This is a genomic window from Amycolatopsis panacis (assembly GCF_003600245.1).
GTDB lineage: Bacteria > Actinomycetota > Actinomycetes > Mycobacteriales > Pseudonocardiaceae > Amycolatopsis > Amycolatopsis sulphurea.
The window spans coordinates 46,307-65,868 of the sequence record NZ_QZFV01000075.1; the positions used below are offsets into that span (position 1 = coordinate 46,307).

General features: G+C 70.7%; 24 protein-coding genes and 1 riboswitch. Of the genes, 9 read left to right on the forward strand and 15 right to left on the reverse strand.

What is annotated here, in order from left to right:
• Nucleotides 1-236: 236 nt before the first annotated feature.
• From D5S19_RS12475 to D5S19_RS12495, 5 genes are all read right to left on the reverse strand, one after another.
• On the reverse strand, nucleotides 237-1,121 hold the full coding sequence (locus D5S19_RS12475; protein ID WP_120023520.1) for a hypothetical protein: 885 nt from the start codon (nucleotides 1,119-1,121) through the stop codon (nucleotides 237-239).
• On the reverse strand, nucleotides 1,118-1,594 hold the full coding sequence (locus D5S19_RS12480) for a DUF6932 family protein (protein ID WP_098512924.1): 477 nt from the start codon (nucleotides 1,592-1,594) through the stop codon (nucleotides 1,118-1,120). The genes D5S19_RS12475 and D5S19_RS12480 overlap by 4 nt, the downstream gene beginning before the upstream one ends.
• Before the next feature lie 72 nt (nucleotides 1,595-1,666).
• On the reverse strand, nucleotides 1,667-2,143 hold the full coding sequence (locus D5S19_RS12485) for a hypothetical protein (protein WP_120023521.1): 477 nt from the start codon (nucleotides 2,141-2,143) through the stop codon (nucleotides 1,667-1,669).
• A gap of 6 nt (nucleotides 2,144-2,149) precedes the next feature.
• On the reverse strand, nucleotides 2,150-2,887 hold the full coding sequence (locus D5S19_RS12490) for an OmpA family protein (protein WP_120023522.1): 738 nt from the start codon (nucleotides 2,885-2,887) through the stop codon (nucleotides 2,150-2,152).
• Nucleotides 2,888-3,075: 188 nt separating this feature from the next.
• Entirely contained in the window at nucleotides 3,076-3,888 is an 813-nt protein-coding gene (locus D5S19_RS12495; protein ID WP_120023523.1) for an SGNH/GDSL hydrolase family protein, read from the reverse strand.
• Between the two features lie 675 nt (nucleotides 3,889-4,563).
• On the opposite strand from D5S19_RS12495, the gene D5S19_RS12500 reads away from it, so the two are divergent.
• Nucleotides 4,564-5,178, forward strand: a complete 615-nt coding sequence (locus D5S19_RS12500) for a DUF3159 domain-containing protein (RefSeq protein ID WP_233573864.1) — start codon at nucleotides 4,564-4,566, stop codon at nucleotides 5,176-5,178.
• Between the two features lie 123 nt (nucleotides 5,179-5,301).
• Here the strand turns inward: D5S19_RS12500 and D5S19_RS12505 are convergent, their stop codons facing one another.
• Both D5S19_RS12505 and D5S19_RS12510 read right to left on the reverse strand, forming a co-directional pair.
• The gene (locus tag D5S19_RS12505) at nucleotides 5,302-6,261 is read right to left on the reverse strand and encodes an N-acetylglucosamine kinase (RefSeq protein WP_120023524.1); all 960 of its coding nucleotides are present in this window, start codon (nucleotides 6,259-6,261) and stop codon (nucleotides 5,302-5,304) included.
• Nucleotides 6,258-7,301, reverse strand: coding sequence for an SIS domain-containing protein (locus D5S19_RS12510; protein ID WP_199730461.1), 1,044 nt, complete (start codon nucleotides 7,299-7,301; stop codon nucleotides 6,258-6,260). The genes D5S19_RS12505 and D5S19_RS12510 overlap by 4 nt, the downstream gene beginning before the upstream one ends.
• Before the next feature lie 156 nt (nucleotides 7,302-7,457).
• Here D5S19_RS12510 and D5S19_RS12515 point away from each other — a divergent pair, with 156 nt between their 5' ends.
• Nucleotides 7,458-8,213, forward strand: a complete 756-nt coding sequence (locus D5S19_RS12515) for a GntR family transcriptional regulator (RefSeq protein ID WP_120023526.1) — start codon at nucleotides 7,458-7,460, stop codon at nucleotides 8,211-8,213.
• Nucleotides 8,214-8,223: 10 nt separating this feature from the next.
• The gene (locus D5S19_RS12520; protein ID WP_199730467.1) at nucleotides 8,224-9,747 is read left to right on the forward strand and encodes an MFS transporter; all 1,524 of its coding nucleotides are present in this window, start codon (nucleotides 8,224-8,226) and stop codon (nucleotides 9,745-9,747) included.
• 763 nt (nucleotides 9,748-10,510) lie between these two features.
• On the opposite strand, the gene D5S19_RS12525 is transcribed toward D5S19_RS12520, so the two are convergent.
• Nucleotides 10,511-11,455 carry a threonine ammonia-lyase gene (locus D5S19_RS12525; protein ID WP_120023528.1) on the reverse strand — a complete coding sequence of 315 codons (945 nt, stop codon included), beginning with the start codon at nucleotides 11,453-11,455 and terminating at the stop codon, nucleotides 10,511-10,513.
• Nucleotides 11,456-11,609: 154 nt separating this feature from the next.
• Between D5S19_RS12525 and D5S19_RS32460 the strand changes: the two genes are divergently transcribed.
• A complete protein-coding gene (locus tag D5S19_RS32460; protein ID WP_199730462.1) occupies nucleotides 11,610-12,413 on the forward strand; it encodes a hypothetical protein in 804 nt (267 codons plus the stop codon).
• A 3-nt stretch (nucleotides 12,414-12,416) separates the two neighbouring features.
• Here D5S19_RS32460 and thiE read toward each other — a convergent pair whose 3' ends face one another.
• On the reverse strand, nucleotides 12,417-13,082 hold the full coding sequence (gene thiE, locus D5S19_RS12535; RefSeq protein WP_120023529.1) for a thiamine phosphate synthase: 666 nt from the start codon (nucleotides 13,080-13,082) through the stop codon (nucleotides 12,417-12,419).
• A 30-nt stretch (nucleotides 13,083-13,112) separates the two neighbouring features.
• Nucleotides 13,113-13,218: riboswitch (TPP riboswitch) on the forward strand.
• On the opposite strand from thiE, the gene thiO reads away from it, so the two are divergent.
• From thiO to thiG, 3 genes are all read left to right on the forward strand, one after another.
• Complete coding sequence (gene thiO, locus D5S19_RS12540; RefSeq protein ID WP_120023549.1) at nucleotides 13,210-14,298, forward strand: glycine oxidase ThiO; 1,089 nt, start codon at nucleotides 13,210-13,212, stop codon at nucleotides 14,296-14,298. Its footprint overlaps the riboswitch before it by 9 nt.
• Nucleotides 14,298-14,498 carry a sulfur carrier protein ThiS gene (gene thiS, locus D5S19_RS12545; protein WP_120023530.1) on the forward strand — a complete coding sequence of 67 codons (201 nt, stop codon included), beginning with the start codon at nucleotides 14,298-14,300 and terminating at the stop codon, nucleotides 14,496-14,498. The genes thiO and thiS overlap by 1 nt, the downstream gene beginning before the upstream one ends.
• A gap of 2 nt (nucleotides 14,499-14,500) precedes the next feature.
• Nucleotides 14,501-15,253 (forward strand): thiazole synthase, encoded by a 753-nt coding sequence (thiG, locus tag D5S19_RS12550; protein ID WP_120023531.1) that lies wholly within the window; start codon nucleotides 14,501-14,503, stop codon nucleotides 15,251-15,253.
• On the opposite strand, the gene D5S19_RS33070 is transcribed toward thiG, so the two are convergent.
• From D5S19_RS33070 to D5S19_RS12565, 5 genes are all read right to left on the reverse strand, one after another.
• Nucleotides 15,250-15,426: a zinc-binding dehydrogenase gene (locus D5S19_RS33070; protein ID WP_325050262.1), complete on the reverse strand. Its 177-nt coding sequence runs from the start codon at nucleotides 15,424-15,426 to the stop codon at nucleotides 15,250-15,252. The two genes, thiG and D5S19_RS33070, sit on opposite strands and share 4 nt — an antisense overlap.
• On the reverse strand, nucleotides 15,390-15,575 hold the full coding sequence (locus D5S19_RS33075; RefSeq protein ID WP_233573860.1) for a hypothetical protein: 186 nt from the start codon (nucleotides 15,573-15,575) through the stop codon (nucleotides 15,390-15,392). Before D5S19_RS33075 ends, D5S19_RS33070 begins: the two co-directional genes overlap by 37 nt.
• Nucleotides 15,576-15,627: 52 nt before the next feature.
• Nucleotides 15,628-15,984, reverse strand: coding sequence for an alcohol dehydrogenase catalytic domain-containing protein (locus D5S19_RS33080; protein WP_233573861.1), 357 nt, complete (start codon nucleotides 15,982-15,984; stop codon nucleotides 15,628-15,630).
• A gap of 106 nt (nucleotides 15,985-16,090) precedes the next feature.
• Nucleotides 16,091-16,591: an anthrone oxygenase family protein gene (locus D5S19_RS12560; protein ID WP_120023532.1), complete on the reverse strand. Its 501-nt coding sequence runs from the start codon at nucleotides 16,589-16,591 to the stop codon at nucleotides 16,091-16,093.
• Between the two features lie 41 nt (nucleotides 16,592-16,632).
• The gene (locus tag D5S19_RS12565) at nucleotides 16,633-17,067 is read right to left on the reverse strand and encodes a hypothetical protein (protein WP_199730463.1); all 435 of its coding nucleotides are present in this window, start codon (nucleotides 17,065-17,067) and stop codon (nucleotides 16,633-16,635) included.
• A gap of 86 nt (nucleotides 17,068-17,153) precedes the next feature.
• Here D5S19_RS12565 and D5S19_RS12570 point away from each other — a divergent pair, with 86 nt between their 5' ends.
• Together D5S19_RS12570 and D5S19_RS12575 are read left to right on the forward strand one after the other, a co-directional pair.
• The gene (locus tag D5S19_RS12570; protein ID WP_120023533.1) at nucleotides 17,154-18,092 is read left to right on the forward strand and encodes an AraC family transcriptional regulator; all 939 of its coding nucleotides are present in this window, start codon (nucleotides 17,154-17,156) and stop codon (nucleotides 18,090-18,092) included.
• A 168-nt stretch (nucleotides 18,093-18,260) separates the two neighbouring features.
• Nucleotides 18,261-18,692, forward strand: coding sequence for a MarR family winged helix-turn-helix transcriptional regulator (locus D5S19_RS12575; RefSeq protein WP_120023534.1), 432 nt, complete (start codon nucleotides 18,261-18,263; stop codon nucleotides 18,690-18,692).
• 1 nt (nucleotide 18,693) lies between these two features.
• Here the strand turns inward: D5S19_RS12575 and thiD are convergent, their stop codons facing one another.
• Nucleotides 18,694-19,527, reverse strand: a complete 834-nt coding sequence (gene thiD / locus D5S19_RS12580; RefSeq protein ID WP_120023550.1) for a bifunctional hydroxymethylpyrimidine kinase/phosphomethylpyrimidine kinase — start codon at nucleotides 19,525-19,527, stop codon at nucleotides 18,694-18,696.
• Nucleotides 19,528-19,562: the final 35 nt, after the last annotated feature.

Genomic DNA, 19,562 nt, shown 5'->3' on the forward strand with positions numbered 1-19,562 from the left:
CGTACCGGGGGGCGTGTCCTCTCGGCGGGGCGGCCTGGCAGGGACGTCCGGCCGGCCGTGCCGCGGTGGTCTGGACGGTCGCGGCTGCGGGGTCGTCATGCGGGCGCCTTCCGGGTCGGAGTGCGAAGACGCTAACGCAGATGCCGCCGTCCTGTCCGGAATCGTTACCGACTACTGATGTCATTACCGACCGCAAACCCGGCATCACTGACTGATCCCGGCGGCCGGGGTGCCCCTCACTGGTCGAAAAGACTGACCTCGGGCGCGATCTCCAGCAGTTCGTGCACCGGGCGGCCACGCCGGCCGTCGATCGTCGTGGTGCGCACGACGCGGAGCCGGGCGGTCACCGGACGATCCAGGTTCTCCTTGATCTGGTCGAGCAGATCGGGGGCCACCGCGCCCTGGATGGTGCCGCCGGATTCGCGTTCCAGGTAGAAGATCCGCCGCCGGGTGCGCACGCCGTCGAGCCGCCCGGTCACCGTTTCGTAGCCCACCGCTTCGCGCGATTCGCGCAGGCTGCTCTGCAGGATCTTGGCCTGATCGGCGGTCATGCTGCGGGTGATCAGCTCGCCCGCGGTGGGCGTGAGCGCCATGCCGATCCCGGCGTGCTTGCTCACCGCGTTGACGATGTCGCTCACCGCGTTGCGCACGGTGTCGCGCTGCAGCAGCACCGCGTCCAGCGCGCCGTCGTCGGAACCGTTGGCGGGCAGGATTTCGCAGAGTTCCTTCACCGCGCGCTCGGACAGCGTCTCGATGCCGTCGTGGATCAGCGCGTCCTCGAAGGCCGGCTCCGGGAAGCCGAAGAAGATCGCGTTGCCCGCCTGTCCTTTTTGGATCAACGGTGCCTTGTCCCGGTCGGTCTGCTGGACGAAGGTGACCTCGTTGGACGGATTGCGGATGATGTGCCCGACCTTCGCGGTCGCGTCCTGCAACGCGCGGCTGATGTCGGAAAAGGTGTACGCGTCCAGGTGTGACTCGCCGATCACCGACACGTGCAGCAGCGGGGAGCGCGAAGTGCGCTCGAATTTCGCGTTCGCCGCCATCGCCGAGGCCCGGGCCAGATCGTCCAGCCAGGTACCGCCGGGGATCTCGTCGGCGATCCGCCGGAACTCGTTTGTCACCAGACCATCTCCGGAATACCGCGGCCGCCGCCGGCCCACACCGATTCCCACACGTCCTCGTCGCCGGGACGGCACAGGAAGCCGTCGAGCATCCCGCCCACCGGCTGGATCTGGTCGAGGTACATCGCGGGCTGCCCGACGATCACGCCACGCAGCGTGAGCAGCCCGTACAACGCGGTCCGCCCGGCGTCGTCGAGCCGTTTGAGCGCACCCCAGTCGTCCGGGAGCAGCACCACGTCGACGCCGGGCGGCGGGTAGGCGGTGCGGGTCACGAACGCGCCGCCGAGCCAGGCCCGGCCGGAGGTGATCACCCGCTGGGCGACACCGAGGTAACTGTTGAGCGCACTGAACAGTATTTCGCGCTCGTTCTGATGCGGGGCGTCGTAGACCAGCCGCTCGTAGACGTCGGCGAGATCGGCCTCGTGGCGGCCCGGGGGCAGCAGGTGCTGGGGAGTCCAGTGCGGGAGCGCCATCGGACCTCCTGACCTAGTCCGGGCGCCGTCGGTGCCCGCTCACCGTACGTAGCCGAATCTACCAGGTGGGTGTCAGCCTCCGCGTCCAGGGCGTCGCGCGGGCTGGTCCGCCCGTGGCCGGTCCGGCGGCGGGCGGTCCCGCGCCGAGGGCCAGTTCAGCTCCCCGGACAGCCGCGGTTCCGGGTCCGGCAGCGGATATCCGCCCGAATCCCGCGGCTGGTACGGCTCGTCCGGATCGACGTCCGGGTAGTCGTTGTAGACGCGCTCGGGTTCCTCGTCGTGGTACTCGTAATGCTCGTAGCGGTGGTCGGCGCGGTGGTCATCGTGGTGGTCGTAGTGCGCGGGTTCCGCGGCAGGCGCGAAGTGCCGGGTCTGCTCGGCGTCGATCGGCGCGGGCGGCTCCGCGGGCGGGCGCGGTGTTTCCGGCTCGGCGACGGCGGCGCGCGGCCGGCTTCTCGGGGCCGCCTGGGTGAGTCCCCACATCACCGCCGCCCCCAGCAGAAACGAGATGAGCAGCCACAGCCAGATCTGCCCGAAGAGCCACAGCATTCGCCATCACCTCTGTTCCACGGCGATCTCGACGCGCCGATCGTCGTCACCTGAGCCGGAATTGCCCGGCGCACTGCTGCTGCCGATCGCGAGCAGCCGGTCGGCCGGCACGTCTTCGCGGGTCAGCAGCCGTACCACGGTCAATGCGCGGTTGCGGGAAAGCTTGCGCGCGGCACTGCGCCCGCCCGGACCGTCCGCGACGTGCCCGGTGATGCGGTACCGCAAGCTGTCCGGGGCGTCGCGGAGCAATGGCGCGACGTCGCGCGCGGCCTTTTCGCCTTCGTCGGTGAGCTTCGCGCTGTCCGGCTCGAAGGTGATCGGCGCGTCCGCGAGCCGCCGGTCGAGTTCGTCCTGGACGCCGGCGCGATCGGTCGGCGGCGCGGGCGGCTCGGACGATGTGCTGGGCGGCGCGCTGCTCGGCGGGGCGCTGCTGCTCGACGCGGGTGCGGAGGTGACCGGTCCGATCCCGCCGGACGCCTGTGCCGATTGGACCCCGTCGACCCCTTGCACGATGCCGAGCGCGCGCCCGGCCTGCTCGGCCGGGAATCCGGCGAGCGTGGCCTGTCTGCCGGAGAACCGGACGTCGCCGTTGTGGATCCCCGCCGCATCCAGCGCGGCCCGCGACCGGCTCGCCAGGTCGCCCTCGATACCGTCCGCCCGCAGCCACATGGTGAGCCCCGAGAGCAGTGCCGTGACCAGCACCGCGATCGGGATCAGGCGTAGCCATCCACGTGCACCGGACATAGCGGAACCCTATGCCGGGCAAGCTGTGTTGGCGACCTGGTGAGCGCCGCCGTTCGGGTGGCGGTCGGCGGGTTCGGCGGGTGATCTCCGAGCCGGGTGAGGCAGTGACCGGCCCGGCTACGAAGCGTCGCCGGGCAATGGTCCAGTCCGGTGACGGTGTGCCGACCGGCCCACTCGTGGGGGGCGGGTCAGGACGCGGCGGCGTTGTCCCGCAGCTCGATGGCCGGGCCTTCGATGGGCAGCAATGGGGAGAGCTGCGGGCGCTTCGGGGACAGCCCGTCGCCCATCGACTCGCCGCGCAGCTGGCGGCGGATCCACGGCAGCAGGTGCAGCTTGGTCCAGGCGAGATCCGAACGGCGGGAGCTGATCCAGTTCGCCGGTTCGGCGCTCGACGGGTACGGCTCGCGCCAGTCCTCGGTCACCGGGACGCCCAGCACCTCGGCGGTGAGCAGGGCGATCCGGCGATGCGCGTCCGTGGTGAAGTGCAGGCGGTCGTCGCACCAGGCGCGGCGGTCGTGCAGCGGGGCCATCGTCCACAGGTCGACCATCTTCGCGCCGTGCCGGGCCGCGATCGCCCACAGATGCGTGTTGTAGATGGCCACCTTGCCGCGGAGCACGCTCATCACCGACAGCGCCTTGGTGTCCGGGCCGTTGAACATCACCACCGGGATCCCCGCCTCGCGCAGCGCGGCCACGCCCGCCTCCAGCCGCGCGGCGATCGCGTCCACGTCCGCGCCCGGCACGATCACGTCGTTGCCGCCCGCGCACAGGGTGACCAGATCGGGTTTCAGCTCCAGCGCCTGCGGCAGCTGCTCGGCCATGATCTCGTCGAGCATCTTCCCGCGCAGCGCCAGGTTGGCGTACTGGAAGCCAGGCTCGCCGGCGGCCAGCATCTCGGCGAGGCGGTCGGCCCAGCCGCGGAACGTGCCGTCCGCACGCTTGTCGTTGAGGCCTTCGGTGAAACTGTCACCGATCGCCACGTAGCTGTCGATCCCGTACACGCTGGGTCCCCTTTCCCGCCGCCACGCCCTGTCCCCGGTAGTCGTTGTACACCACAACTAACAGGGGGAAGTCCCCGTATCCTTCCTTCCGGCCACCCCTGGTTCAGTCGCAGGTCACAGTTTCTTACCCGGCAGGTCGGTTCCGCTAGTGCATTACCGCCCGTTCGAGCTGCCGGAATCACCGGAAAGCCGGACAATTCGGACTCTGGCTGTGGCAAAGATCTCGGGTTCTGGGGACGACCACGGCGAATGCGGCAGGGTGGGAATGTGACGGACGAAACCGGCGCGCCCGGGACCGAGGCGGCCGCGAACCATGCCGAAGCGGCTGGGTGCGGTGCGTTTCCGGGGGCCTCCGGGCCGGATGCGACCCCGGACACCCCGGACACGGACGGCTCCGTCGCGGCTTCGGAGCGTGCGAATCGGGAGGCCGAAAGCGCGCACGCCGCCGACCGCGAGGGCCTCGGACAGGACACGGCGACCCCCGGCGCTGCTACCCGGAGCGCCGCCACTTCGGACACCGCCGCCCCCGACTCCGCACTCCCGGACGTTGCCGCCCCGGACTCCGCAACGCCGGACACCGCGGCCCTGAACGACGCAACCTCGGACACCGCAACAACCTCGGGAACCACAGCCTCGGCACCCGCGGCCAGGCCCGAGCGGGAGTCGCTCACCCAGATCCTCGGCGGCCGCAGAGGGGCGATCGACGCCAGCGTCCCGCCGCTGGCCTTTGTGGTCGGGTGGCTGGCGACCGAGCGGTCTGTCTCCTGGGGAGCGATCGTCGCGATCGGAATCGCGGTGGTGCTCGGGGGTTACCGGGTGCTGCGGGGGGACAAGGCGCGCGCGGTGGTGGTGAGCCTCGCCGCGGTCGTGATCGCGGCGTTGATCGCTTTGCACACCGGGCGGGCGGAGGACTTCTTCCTGCTGCAGCTGCTTTCCAACGCGGCCAGTGCGCTGCTGTTCACGGCGAGCGTGGTCGTGCGATGGCCGTTGCTCGGGGTGATCGTCGGGTTGCTGCTCGGGCAAAAGACCCGGTGGCGCCGGGATCCGGCACTGCTGCGGGCCTATTCCTGGGCGAGCTGGGTGTGGGTGCTGCAATACCTGCTGCGGGTAGTGGTCTACGGGCTGCTCTGGTCCGCCGGGCAGGTGGTCGCGCTCGGGGTGGCGCGCACCGTGCTCTCCTGGCCGCTGGTCGCCGCGACGGTGGCGGTGAGTGGCTGGGTGCTGTACAAGACCCTGCCGGCCGATCACCCGGGGCTGCGGCCGGCCCGCGGCGAACGGCCGCGGGCCTGACCGGCCCGGAACATAAGGCGGCCCCCGGCGAGGGGGGAGGGTCCGGGGGCCGGTTCCTACGGTACCCGGCGCGGAGGGGTTGAGTCGACGGTTTCGGCCCAACCATTCGGTTTTCGGTCGCGCTCATCCGCGACGGGGCCGCGGCGCGGCTTCGCCCCAGGCCGCCACAGCGGCCAGCCAAGCCGCGCCGAGTACACCATCGGAGCTGGTCAGGACGTCGAGCCCGGTCAGCCGGGCGCGAACCTGTGCCCCTACGGGGCTGTCCTCGGACAGTACGCCGCCGACGAGGACGATCGGAGTTTTTTCTTTCGGCTCCCGCGTGGCGCGCGCCGTTTCGACCAGGTGCGTGGCGGCTTCGGCCACGATTTCCCTCGCAACGGGGTCCCCCGTACGGGTGGCCGCACTCACCAGCGGGGCGAACCGGGCCAGCAGTACCGGGGCTTCGGCGTTGACCCGCGTGATCAACGTCCTCGCCACGGTGAGCCGCGCCGGACCGTCCGAAGTGGTCTGGTCCATTGCGGACGGTCCGAGTGCCTCACCCAGCACGGCCGCCGCCAGCCCGGCCGTCGGATGCCCGCGTTCCAGCGCGGTCAGCGTGGCCCGGACCGCTTCGCGGCCGAGCCAGAAGGCGGAGCCTTCGTCGCCGAGCAGCCAGCCGTGCCCGCCGGCGGTGCCGGTCATCCGCCGGGACCGGATGCGCCCGGCGATCGAACCGGTGCCCGCGACGAGCACCGTGCCGTCCGGCGCGGAGGTCGCCGAGGCGTAGGCCACTTCGGCATCGGTGACGGTCCGCACAACGTCGCCGAGCCCGATCCGCTGCCAGGCGGCGGCGAATTCCGCGGCGACGGACGGGTCGCGCAGCTTGCTCACCCCGGCCATCCCGACCACGGCGGCGGCCACGTCCCGCCGCCCGGCCAGCGCCGCGGAGATCGCCCCGGCGATGCGCGCGGCCGCCTCGGCGGGCGGGTGTGCGTTGGGATTCGCTCCGCCTGCGGAGGCCGAGCCCAGTACGGCACCGGAGGCGTCGACCACTATCGCGCGGGTCGACGTGCCACCGGCGTCCACGCCAACGACGGAACTCACCGGGTTTTGGTCACCTTCAGCAAGCCCCGTGGGCTGTCCGGGTCACCGCCGCGGGCGAGGGAAAGCCCGAGCGCGATCCGCTGAATCGGCAGCACTTCCAGCACCGGCGCCAGTTCCTCGGCGCTCGGCGCGACCGGGATGCGCAGCGCGGCGGGCACATCGTGGGCCGCGGAACCGACCGCGAGCACGTCCGCGCCCCGCTCGTTGACCGCCTCCAGCACCTCGCGCATCGCTTCGCCACCACGGCCCGCGCTGGTCGCCGCGAGCACCGCGGTCTCGCCGTCGACTGCTGCGACGGGGCCGTGCAACAGGTCTGCGCCGCTGTACGCGCGGGCGGCCAGATAGCTCGTCTCGGCCAGCTTGAGCGAACCTTCGAGCGCGGTCGCGTAGGAGTAGCCGCGGCCGGTGGTCAGCACCCGGTCCACGAAGCGGTACCGGTCGACCGCGCGCTGCACGCCTTCGGCTGCGCCGTCGAGGGTCTGCTGGGCCAGCTCGCCGATCCGCTCGGCTTCCTCGCCCTTGCCGCCGCGGACCGCGTCGATGAACAGGTACAGCGCGAGCAGCGTCGCGGAGTACGTCTTGGTCGCGGCCACTGCCTTTTCCACGCCGGCGCCGATGTCCACACCGAGTTCCGCGGCCGCGCGCAGCGGTGAATCCGGGGTGTTCGTGACGGACACGGTCAGCGCGCCCTGGCGCCGGGCGGTCTCGGTGATCTCGATCAGATCGGGCGAACCGCCGCTCTGGCTGACCGTGACGAACAGCACATCGCGCAGGTCGGGGCGAGCCCCGTAGAGCGTCGCGGTGGACGGGGAAACCAACCCCGCGGGAAGGCCGAGAAGTACCTCGATCAGGTATTTCGCGTACAACGCCGCGTGATCACTGGAACCGCGGGCAGCGAGGAGCGCGAACCGCGGCGGATTTTGTGAAATCTTTTCGGCTACGTCCGCTATTCCGGCCCGCCGCTCGACGAGTCCGGCCAATACGGCAGGCTGCTCGGAGATTTCCGCGGCCATGTGCTCGCCGGGATGTTGTCGGGTCATCACTTTCCTCTCCGTCGGGACGTGGTGTCCCGGAAGGTCTGCGCGGCGTGCGATCAGGTCTAGACCAATGTTAGCCGGGCGCGGCACCCGCGGAAAAGGGTACGTTTCTTCACGGGGACGTGGCTCATTGGTGAGGCGAAACTGAGGGAGTCGGTCATGCTGGAGACATCCCCCGCGGGCGAGGCGGGGACGACGACGGGAGTGCGCGGACAGCGCGAACCCAAATACTGGGCGTTGAAGCAGCATCTGCTGGACCTGCTGGAGGCGTTGCCGCCGGGTTCGCCGATCCCGACCGAGCGCGCGCTGGCCGGGGAGTTCACCGTGTCCCGCACCACAGTGCGGCAGGCGCTGGCGGACCTGACCGCGGAAGGGCGCCTGCACCGCGTGCAGGGCAAGGGCACCTTCGCCGCGGAGCCGAAACTCGCGCAGCGGCTGCAGCTGTCCTCCTACACCGAGGACATGCGCAAACAGGGCCTGAAGCCCTCGTCGAAACTTCTCGAACTGGATGAATTGCCGGTAGAGGGCGAACTGGCGAAACTGCTCGGGATCCGTACCGGCGCGAAGATGCTCCGGCTGCGCCGGTTGCGGCTGGCCGATTCCCAGCCGATGGCGCTGGAGACCACCCACCTGCCGCTGGGCCGGTTCCGCGGGCTGCGCAAGCACATCACCGCGGGCGGTTCGCTGTACGCGGTGCTGCGGGAGCATTACGGAGTGGAGCTGGAGCGCGCGGAGGAGACCATCGAGACCTCGCTCGCCGGTCCGCAGGAGGCCGAGATGCTCGGCTCGGACGTCGGCATGCCGGTCCTGATGCTCACCCGGCATTCCTTCGCCACGGACGGGAAACCGGTCGAGTTCGCGCGCGCGGTCTACCGCGGCGACCGGTACAAGTTCACCACCACGCTGCTGCCGTGACCGCGTGCCGGTGAGCGCGCCCGGGATCCGCTGGGGCACCGGCGCCGCGCGCGGAGTTCTGGCCACGACCATCCTCGGCTCGGGGATGGCGATGCTCGACGGCACCATCGTGAACGTCGCGCTGCCCCGGATCGGCGAGGAGCTGGGTGCCTCGGTGGCCGGGCTGCAGTGGATCCTGGACGGGTACCTGCTCGCGCTCGCCGCGCTGATCCTGGTGGCCGGCATGCTCGGCGATCGCTACGGCCGTCGCCGGGTGTACCTGATCGGCGTGGTCTGGTTCGGGCTCGCGTCCGGGCTGTGCGCGGTGGCGCCGTCCACCGAGCTGCTGGTGGCGTTCCGGGTCCTGCAGGGCGTCGGCGGTGCCCTGCTCACGCCGGGCTCGCTGGCGATCCTGCAGTCCTCGTTCGCGCCGGCCGACCGGGCTCACGCGATCGGGGCCTGGTCCGGGCTCGGCGGGCTGGCCGCCGCGGTCGGCCCGCTGGTCGGCGGGCTGCTCGTGCAGGCCTGGTCGTGGCGGCTGGCGTTCCTGATCAACCTGCCGCTGGCCGTCGCCGTGGTGCTGATGGCACGGCGGTTCGTGCCGGAGTCCCGCGATCCGGCGGCCACCGGGCACCCGGACTACCGGGCCGCGGCGATCGGCGCGCTCGGGCTCGCCGGGCTGACCGGGGCACTGGTCGAGGCGCCGGTCCGCGGGATCGGCGACCCGGTGGTGCTCCTCGCCCTGCTGGCCGGGCTGCTCGGGCTCGGTCTGTTCGTGCTGCTGCAGCATCGGTCGGCCGAACCACTGGTGCCGCCCATGTTGTTCCGCGACCGCACGTTCACGCTGTCCAACGCGCTGACCTTCGTGGTCTACGCGGCGCTTGGCGGCGTGATGATGTTGCTGGTGCTGCAGCTGCAGGTCTCGCTCGGGTACTCGCCGACCCTGGCCGGGCTCGCCGGGCTGCCGATCACCATCCTCATGCTGCTGCTGTCCAGCCGTTCCGGGGCGTTGGCGCAGCGGATCGGCCCGCGGGCCCAGCTGGTGGCCGGGCCGATCGTGATCGGCGCCGGGATGTTGCTGCTGACCAGGGTCGGGCCGGGGTCCTCGTACGTGGGTTCGGTGCTGCCCGCGGTGGTGGTGTTCGGCCTCGGGCTGGCCACCGTGGTCGCCCCGGTGACCGCGACAGTGCTCGCCGCGGCCCCGGACCGCTACGCCGGCGTGGCCTCCGGGGTGAACAACGCGATCGCCCGATCGGGTGGGTTGCTGGCGGTCGCGGTGCTGCCCGCGGCGGCCGGGCTGACCGGGGCCGCCTACCGCGATCCGGTCGCGCTCACCGCCGGCTGGCGGACCGCGCTGGTGATCTGCGCCGTGCTCGCGGTGGCCGGCGGGCTGATCGCGCTGGGCATCCACAACGGCGTGCTCGGCCGTGCGGACCAGCCGGACGAGGCGCCGCGCCCGGACGACAGCCCGCACCCGGGCGAGTGCCTGCACTGCGGGGTCGAAGGCCCGCCCACGCATGTCCACCCGGGACACTCCGCGACGCCCGGCGGGTGACACGGGCGGTGCGTGGCCGGGCACCGTTCCGGGATCGGGATGGTGGCGGCATTGGGCGGGTTGGGCGAGATGGTGGCGGCATTGGGTTGGTGGATCGGGATGGTGGCGGGCTCGGGATGGTGAGGCGGGATGGTGAGGGCATCGGGATGGCGGATCGAGATGGCGGGGCGGGATGGTGAGGGCATCGGGATGGCGGATCGAGACGGTGACGGGATCGGGATGGTGGCGGGCTCAGGATGGTGAGGCGGGATGGCCAGGGATTGGGATGGCGGATCGGGGTGGTGCGGGGATCGGGATGGTGAGGCGGGATGGTGAGGGCGTCGGAATGGTAGGGCGGGATGGCCATGGCATCGGGGGATCGGGATGGGGGTGGTGGGGCAGGGCGTCGGCAAAGTCGGTTGCGCAGCTGCGGAAGGCTGTGAAGGGTCCCTTCACGGACTCTGAGTCCGTCAGGGGCACCCTCACGGACCCGAAACCCGGTCGGGCAGCCACGGCTCTGTCTGCTGATCACGGGTCCTCGACCAACTTTGCCGGGACCCTGGGGTGGGGGGACAGGGATGGTGATGGCGGGGGGCGATGGCGATGGCGATGGACGCGGGCACATGGTCTTGCCCTCTCGATGGACCCCGTTGAAGCAGGTGCATATGGTCTGAACATCTCGATCCCGAAGATCGCTACGCAGTTCTCGAGGTGCCTGAAGTGCTTGAAGCGCTTGGGGTTCGGCGGGCGAGCCGGTCAGCGCCGCCCGGACCACCTCGCGTGGCTACCCGAGGAGTTCGGTCAGTAACTCCGGGTCGATGTTGCCGCCGGAGACGATCGCGACCGTTCGGCCGCCGGGTAGCTCGTCTGCGTGGTGGAGGTACGCCGCGGGCGCGGTGGCTCCGCTCGGCTCGACTACCAGCCGGGACCGGTGCGCCAGCGTCCGTACGGTCCGGCGGATCTCCTCCTCGGTCACCGTGATGATCCCGTCGAGTACGCGCTGCAAGTGCGCGAACGTGAGTTCGGACGGCTGTGCGCGCTGGCCGTCCGCGATCGTTCGTGCGAGGTCGGCCGTCGGCCACTCCACGCGCCGTCCGGCGCGGAGGCTCTCCGCGGTGTCCGCGGCCAGCTCCGGTTCCACGCCGTAGACCTTCACCCCGGGGCACCGCGCCTTGAGCGCGACGCCGACCCCGGAAGCGAAGCCGCCACCACTGACCGGCACCAGCACGGTGTCCACGTCCGGCAGGTCGGCGGCGATTTCCAGGCCCGCCGTACCCTGCCCGGCGATCACCTCCGGATGGTCGAACGGCGGGATCAGGGTCAGCCCGCGTTCGCGGGCGAGCCGGTCGGCGACCACCTCGCGGTCGGCGATCGGCACCTCCACCACCTCCGCGCCCCAGCCACGGGTGGCCGCGACCTTGACCCGGGGAGTCACGTCCGGCACCACGATCACCGCCGGAATCCCGAAGGCCCGCGCGCAGTACGCGACCGCTTGAGCATGGTTGCCGCTGGAGTGCGCGACCACTCCGCGTGCCCGTTCGGCTTCGCTCAGCGCGGCGATCGCGTTGTAGGCGCCGCGAATCTTGAACGCACCGATCGGTTGCAGGCTTTCCGGCTTCAGCCAGAGCCGCCCTTCGGCCCAGTGCTGGCGCAGCAACGGAGTGTGTACCGCGGTGCCCTTGACCCGCTCGGCCGCGGCTTCGATGTCGGTGATCGTCACGAACTGCATGTGGTGAGTATGTCAGGAAAGTGTGAGCTATAGACCATCCACTGTGGACAGTCAACGTGGTCTCGCTCACGACCGCGCAACGAGGGGAGTCATCCAGACGACTTACTCGTTGGAACGAGCAGTATCAGGGTGGGAATCGAAGCAGATCGGAATCATGGGCGAGGAGCAGAAGACAGCGCCGGAGCAGGCCGAAAAGAAGGGTCTGCGGCCGGCTTCGGTGGCCGCGGCGGCACTCGCCGCGGTCACCGCGGCATTGCTGGGTTCGAAGCTGGGCGTGGCGGGCACGGTGCTCGGCGCCGGGCTGGCGAGCATCATCACCAGTGTCGGGGGCGAGCTGTACTTGCGCTCGCTGCACCGGACGCGTGACGCGGCGGTGAAGGCGCGCGAGAAGCTCGCGACCGCCGGCCGCTCGCGGGACGGGCTGGACGCGGTCGGCAACCCGGCGGAAGCGCCGACCATGATGTTGTCCACCGATCCGTCCGAGATGCCGACGGTGCGGATCTCGCAGCTGCGACCGAACGATCTGGCCGAGCCCGACGAAGGCGGGAGCTTCCTCGACCGGCTCCGGAAGCTGCGCTGGCCGTTGGTGATCGGCACCAGCGCGGCCGCCTTCGTGGGGGCGCTGGTCGTGCTTTTCACCGTCGACTGGGGCACCGGCGGTGCCGCGAACACCGGCCTGTACCCGCACCAGAACACGAGCCGGCAGGAAACCACGCACGAGAACAAGCCGACCAAGTCGCAGAACGCGCCGGCCACCGACACCCCGTTGAACACGCCGACCACGAAGCCTGCGGCGCCCACCACCTCGCCGACCACGAGCACGTCGCAGACCCAGGAGCAGCAGGTCGCGCCTTCGACCACCGAGTCGTCTTCGCAGTCGACCACGCAGAAGCAGCAGCAGACACAGACCCAGACGCAGCAACCGAAGCAGTCACCGCAGTCGGACCCGGGTAACTGAGGCTCAGCCGAGCCGGTCGCGCAACGCCTCGGCGGCGGCCTTCGGGTCCTCGGCTTCAGTCAGCGCACGGACCACAACGATCCGTGACGCACCGGCGTCGAGCACCTCGGGCAGCCGTGCCTGGTCGATGCCCCCGATGGCGAACCACGGCCGGGTGTTGCCGCTCGCCGCGGTGCTGCGCACCAGGTCCAGGCCCGGGGCGTGGCGGCCTGGCTTGGTCGGCGTCGGCCAGCACGGTCCGGTGCAGAAGTAGTCAACGCCGTCCTCGGCGGCGGCCGTGGCGGCCTGTTCGGCGGAATGAGTGGAGCGGCCGATGACCACGTCGTCGCCAAGCACGCGCCGGGCAAGCGGCACCGGGATGTCGTCCTGGCCCAGGTGCAGCACGTCGGCGCCGACGGCGAGCGCGACGTCCGCGCGGTCGTTCACCGACAGCAGTGCACCGTGGCGGGCACATGCCTCGGCCAGCACTTCCAGCGCGGCGATCTCCTGTTTCGCTTCCAGCGGGCCGCCGCCGGTCTTGTCCCGCAGTTGCACGATGTCGACGCCACCGGCCAGCGCTGCGTCGGCGAACTCGGCGAGGTCGCCACGGCAGGTGCGGGCGTCTGTGCACAGGTACAGCCGGGCGTCGGCGAGCCGGGCGCGGATCTGGTCTCCGGTCAAGGCGGGCATGGCGGTGACGGTACCCGCGCGCTACGGTGGGGTGGTCCGCACGGGAGCCCGAGGCACGGGCTGAGAGGGAGCTGCCGCTCCGACCGTGGAACCTGATCCGGGTCATGCCGGCGCAGGGAGCGTGAAGGTGAATTCCGACAGCACAATCCTGACCGTCGTCGGTGGCGGCGTGATCGGTCTTTCCGTGGCGTGGCGGGCGGCGGCGCGTGGCAGGCGGGTCACCGTGGTCGATCCGGAACCGGTGCGCGGTGGTGCTTCCTGGCTGGCCGGCGGCATGCTCGCGCCGGTGACCGAGGCTTGGCCCGGCGAGGAGGACGTGCTCCTGCTGGGCGAGGCGTCGTTGCGGCGATGGCCTGCCTTCGCACGCGATCTCGCCGCTGAGGGCACGGATCCCGGGCTGGCCGGGCACGGCACGATCGTCCTCGCGTTCGATGCTGCTGACGCTGGGTACCTGGACGTTCTCGCCGGGCATTTCCAGTCGCTCGGCCGGGGTGTGGAGACGTTGACCGGCCGGGAGGCCCGCAGGCTCGCGCCTGGGATCGGCGCGGTGCGCAGCGGGTTGCACGTGCCGGGCGATCTGGCGGTGGACAACCGGAAATTGCTCATGGCGCTGGCCGAAGCGGGTGCCCGGCGGGGGGTCCAGTTTCGCCGGGAACGCTTGTCGAGCCTGGACGACGTGCCCGGTCCGGTCGTGCTCGCTGCGGGCGCGTGGACCGGGCAGCTGTGTACGCGACTGGAGCACGCTGTACGTCCGCTCAAGGGAGAAATCCTGCGGTTGCGGCCTAGACGTGGTTGTCTGCCGCCTCCGTCGTACACGGTGCGCGCGATCGTCGAAGGCCGCCCGATCTACCTCGTGCCACGCGCGGACGGTGAACTCGTGCTGGGTGCGACGCAGTACGAAGCAGGTTTCGACGAAGCGGTGACCGCGCGCGGCGTACGCGAGCTTCTGGAGGGCGCGGAGCGGATTCTGCCGGGCATCACTGAATACGAGTTGGTGGAGACTGCTGCCGGGTTGCGCGCGGGAAGTCGGGATGCGTTGCCGTACATCGGTGAGGTCGGCGAAGGCGTGTACGCGGCGACAGGACATCACCGCAATGGACTGTTGATGGCGCCGGTGACTGCGGACGCGGTGCTGGCGTGGCTGTCCGGTGAAGCACCGCCGGAGGAGGTCGGTGCGGCGTCGCCTGCCCGTCTGGCGGAGAGGGAGCAAGTCTGATGGAGATCAAGTTCAACGGCCAGTGGCGGGAATTTCCCGACCACAGCACCGTGATCGAGGTGCTCGACGCGGTCGGCGCGAGCCGGCAGGGCGTGGCCGTGGCGGTGAACGGCGAGGTCGTGCGCCGCGGGGACTGGGCCGCTGCCGTCGTGCCGAAGGGCGCGAACTTCGACGTGCTGACCGCGGTGCAGGGAGGCTGATCATGGACGACCTGATCATCGGGAGTCACAAGTACTCCTCACGGCTGATCATCGGCACCGGTGGCGCGGCGAACCTCGAAGTGCTGGAACGCGCCTTGGTCGCGTCCGGCACCGGACTCACCACCGTGGCGTTGCGCCGGGCCGACGCCGAGGGTGGATCCGGAGTGCTGGAATTGTTGCGGCGCTTGGACATTCAGCTGCTGCCGAACACCGCGGGCTGCCGGACCGCGGCCGAGGCGGTGCTCACCGCGCAGCTCGCGCGTGAGGCGCTGGACACGGATCTGGTGAAGCTGGAGGTGCACGCGGACGACCGCACCCTGCTGCCCGATCCGATCGAAACGCTCGAAGCCGCCGAACGGCTCGTGGCCGACGGATTCACCGTGTTCGCCTACACCAACGACGATCCGGTGCTCGCGCTTCGCCTGGAGGAGGCGGGCTGCGCGGCGGTGATGCCGCTCGGCGCGCCGATCGGCACCGGGCTCGGTATCCGGAACCCGCACAACATCGAGCTGATCGTGGCGCGTGCGTCGGTCCCGGTGGTGCTCGACGCGGGTATCGGCACGGCCTCGGACGCCACGCTGGCCATGGAACTCGGCTGCGCCGCGGTACTGTTGTCGACCGCGGTGACCCGGGCCGCGGATCCGGAAAGCATGGCCGCGGCGATGCGCGCCGCGGTCGAGGCGGGTTACCTCGCCCGCGGCGCCGGCCGGGTGCCGCAACGGTTCTGGGCGCACGCGTCGAGCCCGCCGCGTTAGATCTCGACCACGATCTTGCCCCGCACTCCGCCGCGTTCCAGCGTGCGATGGGCTTCGGCGATCTGCGCGAGCGGGAACACCTGGTCCACCTGCGGACGGAGTGCGCCGGTGCGGAACAGCCTGCCCAGTTCGGCGATCAGCGGGCTGTGGGGATTGCCGCTGAAGAACCGGATCGGCCGGTACGGCGCCGCGAATGCAGCAACGCGTAGCCCACCGTGGCGAGCAGCCGATCGGGGTTGAAGGCGATCTCGACCAAACGTCCGCGCTGGGTGAGCAGCCGGTGGAACGCGGGCAGGTCGGTGCCGACCGTGTCCAGGATCACGTCGAACCGGCCGAGTTCCCCCGGCGCGCGGTGATCGCGGTACTACCGATGATCAGCGATGCCGCTTGCACCGAATCCAGCCGTCCGGCACGTGGTCGGCGTCGACCGCGACGTACTCGGCGGCGCTGCCCATCCGGCGGCCGAACATGCCCCACACGTGGTCCCCGGTGGCGAACCGGCTCGTGCCCGGGTCAACGATCTCGCCGACCAGGTCGGTACCGAGCCGCTTGGGGAACCTTCTGCCGCTCAACGGCCGCATCGCGCCGGAACGCAGGGCCAACTCCGCACTGTTGACCGAAACCGCGCGCATCCGCACCAGCACCTCCTCAGGGCCTTCCTGAGGCGGTGGGCCAGTCGTCTCGTACAGCACGTCGGTCGGGCCGTATCGGTCGAAAGCGGCGAATCGCATTGAAGTTGACGCCATGGCTCCATTTGCAGCCCGGCAACCGGACGGGGTCATCCGTTTCGGGTCAAGTGAGAAAGACGCGGGCGCCGAGCCCCCCCGGTTCGCGCGGCTAGCTCGCCATGGTCCGCCCGTGTACCACCAACGCCCAGGTCAGACCGGCGAAGGCGGCAGTGCTGACGAGCACGCGCACGAGGTTCCACGCCCGCCATCCGGCCTCGTTGAAAGCCGCCCTGATCGTGGCGAGATCCGTGGCGCGCTCGGGCAGGCCCGCCGCCTTGATCGCGTTGTTGAGCGGCACGTTGACCGCGATCGTGATCACGAAGGCGACCAGGTAAAGCGCGAGCGCGAGCGCGATCCACGGGAAGGCCGGACGGCCGAGCTGGGTGAACGTCGCGGCGAGCGTGCAGATCAGCGCACCGGCGAAGCCGCTGATCATGAACCACGGGTTGATGATCGCCTTGTCGATCGACTGGAACGCGCTGACGAACGTCCGGTCGTCGGTCGTGGCGAGGCCGGGCATGATCGCGTGCCAGAACACGGCGAACGCGCCGGTGATCAGGCCCATCGTCAGCGTCGCCAGGATCAGCGACAGCGTCCGTACCGTGTCCATTGTGGACCTCCAATGCTCCGGGTGTGGCCTCTTGCCACAGGTCAGGTCGTAGACCATGCGCCGGTCTTCGCGGTGGATCTCGCCCAGCCGGGGAAGTCGCGGGGAGTCTGGCCCAGGACCGCCGCGACCCCGTCGGAAACGTCTTCGGAACCGTGGTCGCGGATCACGGCGAACAGATCGCGCACTGTCTCCGCGTCTTGCCGGGGCAGGCCGAAACCGATCGGCTCGGCGAGGTGGTCGTCCGGATCCAGGTCGACGTACCGGCTCGGCCAGCCGGGCAATGGTCCAGTCCACTCTGTTCTGGACGGCGTGCGGCCGGGGCTGCCGACGCCGCGGGTGGACAGCGACACCACCCGGCGCAGGCCGTCTTCGGCGGCTTGCTCGACGAACCGGCCGGCCCGGGTACGCCTTGCGACGTCAGCCGTGCCACCACGCGGCGCCCGGTCTTGCCCATGCCATTCAGGAGGAGATGTCATGGGAGTAGTTCACTCCGGCTCGCTGAGCCAATCCATGGCCTTCTGACGCATCCCCATATCTGTACGTCTCAGCTAGCGTGCTAGCCATGGACGTTCTCGACGACCTGCTCGCCTCCACCCGGGCCCGGGGCGGGGTGTTCAACCTGACGATCCTGGACCCGCCGTGGAGCCTGGACATCCGTGACGAAGCCCAGCTCGCCCTGGCCACCCTCGTGCGCGGCTGCGGGTGGATCGTCCGCGAAGGACAGGAACCAGTCCGGCTGGGAGAGCGTGACGTCGCGGTGCTGGCCGGGCCAGAGCCGTACGTCGTGGCCGACGACCCGGGCACCGCGCCGCAGCTGCGCATCCATCCCGGCGGCGTCTGCGAGCCGTTGCCGGGAGCGCCCGTCGACTACAGCGTCCGGCTTGGCGTCCGGACCCACGGCGGCCGGCCCGAGGGCGAGGTGATGGTCGTCAGCGGCACCTACCAGCTGGACAGCGACGTCAGCCGCCGGCTGCTCGCCGCGTTGCCGCCGGTGCTGGTGGTACCGGCCGAAAACGTCGCCGGGCACGTGATGGACCTGGTACTCGGCGAGATTCAGCGCAACGAACCGGGCCAGCAGAGCGTGCTCGACCGCTGGCTCGATCTCGCCCTTATCGTCACCCTGCGCGCGTGGTTCGCCCAGCCGGGTTCTCACCCGCCGGGGTGGTACCGCGCGCAGAGTGATCCCGTGGCGGGCCGGGCATTGCGGCTGCTGCACGAGGATCCGGCGCATCGGTGGAGCGTCGCCGAACTCGCCGGCCGGACCGGAGTTTCCCGCGCCGCCCTTGCCCGCCGGTTCACGGCTCTGGTCGGCGAAGCGCCGATGACCTACTTGACCGGCTGGCGGCTCACGCTGGCGGCGGACCTGTTGCGCGAGACGAACGACACCGTGGAATCCATCGCCCACCGGGTCGGTTACGCCAACGCCTTCGCACTGTCCGTCGCGTTCAAGCGCGTCCGTGGACTCAGCCCGACCGCACACCGTCGCAATACCGCGGCCTGAACCGCGGCCTTCGCTGGACCGGCGCAGCCCGGTCCGGCCGCACGGAAAGCGTCTTCAGGTGATTCCGCCCGCGCTTGACGCGGACTGAGCACCGGCAGGCCGTATGGTTGACGGCACCTTTCCGGCGCGCCCTCACGGCGGGCCCCCATCGGCAGGAGGAGCCGAACCGTGACTCTTTCCCCGGTCCAGGACGTATCCGGCAGGCTGTACCTGGCGGTTGGGCGGCTGTCCCGGTCGTTGCGACAGGCCGGCGTACCGGGGCCTGGCCACGGCGCGATCTCCGCGCTGGCCACCCTCGTGCACTTCGGCGAGCTGCGGCTCGGCGATCTCGCGGCCAAGGAGGGGGTCGCGGCGGCGACCATGTCGCGCATCGTGGCCACGCTCGTGGAGGCGGGCTACGTCACCCGCGAATCCGATCCGGTCGACCGCCGGGCCTGGCTGGCCCGTGCCACCGAGGAGGGCGAGCGGCTGGTGTCCGGCGTGCGGTCCACCCGCGTGCAGGAGCTCAACCGCCGGCTCGACCGGCTCAGCCCGGAGTCCCGTGCGACGCTGATCGCCGCGTTGCCCGCGCTGGAAGCCCTCATCTCCGACGAGACCTGAGCTACCGCTCTTCCGGCGCCAGCCGCCAGAACGCGGACACCGGGCCGATCTTCGCGCCCATCGGGTACGAGTGTTCGACCGCCTGCGAAACGAACCACTTGCCGTACCGCGCGGCTTCCACCATCGACATGCCCTTGGCCAGCCCTGCGGTGAGTGCGGAGGCCATCGTGTCGCCTGCTCCGTGCGTGTGCGGGGTCCGGTGCCGCGGGCCGGGCAGCTCGACGAACGTGGTGCCGTCGAACAGCAGGTCCACGCACTCCGGATCGGACACCAGGTGGCCGCTCTTCACGAGCACGTACTTCGGGCCCATCCGGTGCAGCACCACGGCCGCCGTGCGCATGCCCGCGCGGTCGGTCACGGTCATCCCGGTGAGCAGTCGTACTTCGTCAAGATTCGGGGTCACCAAGGTGGCGCGCGGCAACAGCTCGTTGCGTAGCGCCGTGAGCCCGGCCTGGTCGAACAACGGGTGCCCGGTCATCGACGCGGCCACGGGGTCGACCACGAACGGCACTGCGGCGTCGCGGCCGATGCCCGCTTCGTCACATGCCGCCGCGACCGCGTGGATGATCTCGGCGGAGGCGAGCATGCCGGTCTTCGCCGCCTGCACGCCCATGTCCGAGGCCACTGCCTCGATCTGGCCGGCCACGATGTGCGGCGGCAGGTCGGCACGGTCGTGCACGCCGAGGGTGTTCTGCACGGTCACGGCGGTGACCGCGACCAGCCCGTGCACCCCGCAGGTGAGGAAGGTGCGCAGATCGGCCTGCAGCCCGGCGGCGCCGCCGGAGTCCGAACCGGCGATGGTGAGAGCCGACGGTGGGCTCGGAGCGTCCTGCATGGTGCCCACCATATGTCTGTGAAGGGAACCTTGAC

Bases quoted from the DNA above. Each gene is read 5' to 3' on its own strand.
- D5S19_RS12570 (WP_120023533.1), top strand. From the start codon at position 17,154: ATGGACGTTCTCGACGACCTGCTCGCCTCCACCCGGGCCCGGGGCGGG.
- D5S19_RS12510 (WP_199730461.1), bottom strand. From the start codon at position 7,301: ATGACCCGACAACATCCCGGCGAGCACATGGCCGCGGAAATCTCCGAG.
- D5S19_RS33080 (WP_233573861.1), bottom strand. From the start codon at position 15,984: ATGCGATTCGCCGCTTTCGACCGATACGGCCCGACCGACGTGCTGTAC.
- thiD (WP_120023550.1), bottom strand. From the start codon at position 19,527: ATGCAGGACGCTCCGAGCCCACCGTCGGCTCTCACCATCGCCGGTTCG.
- D5S19_RS12515 (WP_120023526.1), top strand. From the start codon at position 7,458: ATGCTGGAGACATCCCCCGCGGGCGAGGCGGGGACGACGACGGGAGTG.
- D5S19_RS12525 (WP_120023528.1), bottom strand. From the start codon at position 11,455: ATGCAGTTCGTGACGATCACCGACATCGAAGCCGCGGCCGAGCGGGTC.
- thiG (WP_120023531.1), top strand. From the start codon at position 14,501: ATGGACGACCTGATCATCGGGAGTCACAAGTACTCCTCACGGCTGATC.
- D5S19_RS12490 (WP_120023522.1), bottom strand. From the start codon at position 2,887: ATGTCCGGTGCACGTGGATGGCTACGCCTGATCCCGATCGCGGTGCTG.
- D5S19_RS12565 (WP_199730463.1), bottom strand. From the start codon at position 17,067: ATGACATCTCCTCCTGAATGGCATGGGCAAGACCGGGCGCCGCGTGGT.
- D5S19_RS12485 (WP_120023521.1), bottom strand. From the start codon at position 2,143: ATGCTGTGGCTCTTCGGGCAGATCTGGCTGTGGCTGCTCATCTCGTTT.
- D5S19_RS12480 (WP_098512924.1), bottom strand. From the start codon at position 1,594: ATGGCGCTCCCGCACTGGACTCCCCAGCACCTGCTGCCCCCGGGCCGC.
- thiS (WP_120023530.1), top strand. From the start codon at position 14,298: ATGGAGATCAAGTTCAACGGCCAGTGGCGGGAATTTCCCGACCACAGC.
- D5S19_RS32460 (WP_199730462.1), top strand. From the start codon at position 11,610: ATGGGCGAGGAGCAGAAGACAGCGCCGGAGCAGGCCGAAAAGAAGGGT.
- D5S19_RS12560 (WP_120023532.1), bottom strand. From the start codon at position 16,591: ATGGACACGGTACGGACGCTGTCGCTGATCCTGGCGACGCTGACGATG.
- thiE (WP_120023529.1), bottom strand. From the start codon at position 13,082: ATGCCCGCCTTGACCGGAGACCAGATCCGCGCCCGGCTCGCCGACGCC.